This window comes from Microcystis sp. M53602_WE12 (assembly GCF_030065455.1).
GTDB lineage: Bacteria > Cyanobacteriota > Cyanobacteriia > Cyanobacteriales > Microcystaceae > Microcystis > Microcystis aeruginosa.
The window spans coordinates 1-2,886 of sequence record NZ_JASJFB010000724.1; the positions used below are offsets into that span (position 1 = coordinate 1).

General features: G+C 39.3%; 4 protein-coding genes and 1 pseudogene. 3 read left to right on the forward strand and 2 right to left on the reverse strand.

Annotated elements, in window-relative coordinates; genetic code table 11:
* The first annotated feature begins 42 nt into the window (after positions 1-42).
* A complete protein-coding gene (gene tnpA / locus PX482_RS22460) occupies positions 43-465 on the forward strand; it encodes an IS200/IS605 family transposase (RefSeq protein WP_288027383.1) in 423 nt (140 codons plus the stop codon).
* 12 nt (positions 466-477) lie between these two features.
* On the opposite strand, the gene PX482_RS22465 is transcribed toward tnpA, so the two are convergent.
* Positions 478-942, reverse strand: a complete 465-nt coding sequence (locus PX482_RS22465) for a PIN domain-containing protein (RefSeq protein ID WP_002759273.1) — start codon at positions 940-942, stop codon at positions 478-480.
* Complete coding sequence (locus PX482_RS22470; RefSeq protein WP_002754799.1) at positions 929-1,213, reverse strand: UPF0175 family protein; 285 nt, start codon at positions 1,211-1,213, stop codon at positions 929-931. Before PX482_RS22470 ends, PX482_RS22465 begins: the two co-directional genes overlap by 14 nt.
* Before the next feature lie 494 nt (positions 1,214-1,707).
* Between PX482_RS22470 and PX482_RS22475 the strand changes: the two are divergent.
* Together PX482_RS22475 and PX482_RS22480 are read left to right on the forward strand one after the other, a co-directional pair.
* Positions 1,708-1,989, forward strand: a pseudogene (locus PX482_RS22475) (flavin reductase family protein); the annotation flags it as partial.
* Positions 1,990-2,064: 75 nt separating this feature from the next.
* Positions 2,065-2,886: DUF3479 domain-containing protein (locus PX482_RS22480; protein WP_288123031.1), on the forward strand; the 822-nt coding region annotated here is incomplete at its 3' end.

Sequence of the window (2,886 nt, forward strand, 5' to 3'; positions counted from 1 at the left end):
AATTGACAAAAATCGTCCAATGTCTTTCTCTATAAGGGTTCCATCTCTTATAACCCCCGTCCATTACATAACACAAACCGAAGAACCAGAAACTCTGTTTCCGATCTAAAGATACACTTGGTCTGTGTGACAAAATACAGAAGTAAGGTTTTTACTGGTAAAAGTCTGACTTTGGTTGAAAAATCTTTTAGGGAAGTTGCGGAAAAGATGAATTTTCAGATATTGGAATTTAACGGGGAGTCTAATCATATACACGCATTGATTGAATACCCGCCAAAACTATCTATTTCCGTAATGGTCAATTCTTTAAAGGGAGTCTCTAGTCGTAGGTATGGACAAGCTGGTTATCCTAAACCGCACGGGAAAGACGCTCTTTGGTCGCCCAGTTATTTTGTATCTTCTGTAGGAGGTGCGCCACTGGAAGTTCTTAAGTGCTACATTGAAAATCAGGAAAAGCCGTCGTAAAACGACGGGGTTTTAACCCAAATTTTCGATAAATTTCTGGCTGTAGTATATGCCTTGTTGTTGCATCGTTTCTATGTAAGGTTTGACTGCAGCGATCTTTCCCAACTGTTTTGCTTTAATTAAAATACCGATCGAACCTGTAATTGGAATATTGAGAGATTTACACACCTGACGAGCAGCTAATTCATAGATAAGCACTAAAGGGGCTTTTTGTTCTAGTGCAAGGACGATGACTTCTGATTCTCCTCGATCTAGAGTCGGTAATAGTAAGGAAACCTGCTGTTGAGAGGCGATTTCTCGGACAGAAATCCACTGTTCTCGTAATAGATCGATCGAGCCAGTTTTGTCCTGATCGTAAGTGCTGATTTCAAGAGCTACTGCCTTAGGAATAACGATGCTTTTAACTATTTCTTGTAAAAGACCGAGTTGACCAATTCGCGCAAAAGCGATGAGGGGAGTAGCGTTACTTACAATCATCAGGCTCCAGTTTTTCTATTCCCTTTAATTCAACCGCTAACGCCGATTCGTCATAATCAAACAATACAATCCCTTTTTTAGACAAAATATCCATAAATTCTAGGCGATTAATTCTCGCTAATTCCGCCGCTTTTCCTAAAGAAAGTCGCTTTTCTTGAAAATAATAAATAGCGGCCAGAAGTTTAATTTCTTGACCGAGTTCATCAATTCCTATTTTTAAAGCGGCAAGAACATCGGGAGAAAATTCTAGATTTAATATTTCATTTTTCATTCTAAGTACCTAGTTAAAAATAAAGTTAACTTTAGAGACAAGGGAACTCCGGAACAGGGAACAGAAGGGTTTCTGACTTTTTTTAAGATGTCTCTTAATTATTACAGCTTACAGCGTTTCTCATAAAGATGAAGTATAATCTGATTTGGCATCGTCTCCTGACTCCTGATTGAGGTGATTAAACCGCACAGTGCGCTATTATAGCAGCGGGCAGAAGGCAGAAGGAAAATCCTTGCCAGAACTGAATTTTAGCGATTTAGGTTGTCCTAACCAACTCGTTCTCTGCTATAAGTCTTATTAAGGGGGTGTTAGACCGATGCAGGTGAGATAGTGGCAGCAATTCTCATTTTGAAACGATTTTGCCTTGTTTCAGCGATCTAGAGATTCGTTAAGAATTATTAACCCCTCTAGATGCAAGGGTTTTGATGTCATGAAACCTTAAAATGAGAATTGCTGATAATACCTCCCATCGACTCTACCCACTTTATATCCATTTTGTCCTTAATATCCTGCAAGAAGGACAACATATAGCTTTAATGAAGCATTTTCTTAAACCTTTTTCCCCCGGAGAAGATCGTTTCGCTAATATCGAAACCACTAAAGCTGAGAACGGTGGGCCGATTTTGGCCGAAGCGCTCGCTTATCTGGAATGTCGGGTGGGACAACGAATGGAGTGCGGTGATCATTGGTTGATTTATGCGATCGCAGAAAAAGGTAAGGTTTTACACCAGGGTTTAACCGCTATCCATCATCGCAAATCTGGCAGTTATTATTAATTTGTTGTTATGATCATTTCAGGGGGTGTGTTAAGGCAAAATAACGCACCCTGATTTATCAGAAAATAAATTCTTATGAAAAGTATTGTTTTAATTGTTGGCTTTGAAACCTTTAACACCAATTTATATCGGCAATCGGGCCTGTTGGCTAGTTCTAAATGTCCCGATTTAGAGGTAAAAGTATTTAGCGATAAATCCTTGACGAGCGAACCGGAAATAGTCGAGCAAGCTTTAGCCACTGCCGACGTTTTTTTTGCTAGTTTGATCTTCGATTACGATCAAGTTACTTGGCTGCGGCAACGAGCGGCACAGATTCCGATTCGCTTAGTTTTTGAGTCTGCTTTAGAGTTAATGAGTTTAACCCGTTTGGGAGAATTTGCCATCGGGGATAAACCAAAAGGAATGCCAAAACCAATTCAATTTATCTTGAGTAAATTTTCCAGTGGCAAGGAAGAAGATAAGTTAGCTGGTTATCTCAGTTTCCTTAAAACTGGCCCGAAACTGCTGAAATTTATTCCCGCTAAAAAAGTTCAAGATTTGCGTAATTGGTTAATTATTTACGGTTATTGGAATGCGGGAGGAACTGAAAATGTTGCCGCTATGTGTTGGGTAATTGCCCAAAAATATCTAGGATTAAAAGTACGGGAAATACCCGAAGTTATCGAAACTCCCAATAGGGGACTATTACACCCCGATTATCAGGGTTATTTTCTCACTCCCCAAGAATATTTAGCTTGGTATAAAAAAAATAAATCTCTTGATAAACCAGTGGTGGCACTGCTGCTTTATCGGAAGCACGTTATCAGTAAATTGCCCTATATTAATCAATTAATCCGTCATTTTGAAACGGCTAATTTAATTCCCCTACCCGTGTTTATTAACGGAGTGGAAGGCCAT

Coding starts and splice junctions, on each gene's coding strand:
- PX482_RS22470 (WP_002754799.1), bottom strand. CDS start 1,213: ATGAAAAATGAAATATTAAATCTAGAATTTTCTCCCGATGTTCTTGCC.
- PX482_RS22465 (WP_002759273.1), bottom strand. CDS start 942: ATGATTGTAAGTAACGCTACTCCCCTCATCGCTTTTGCGCGAATTGGT.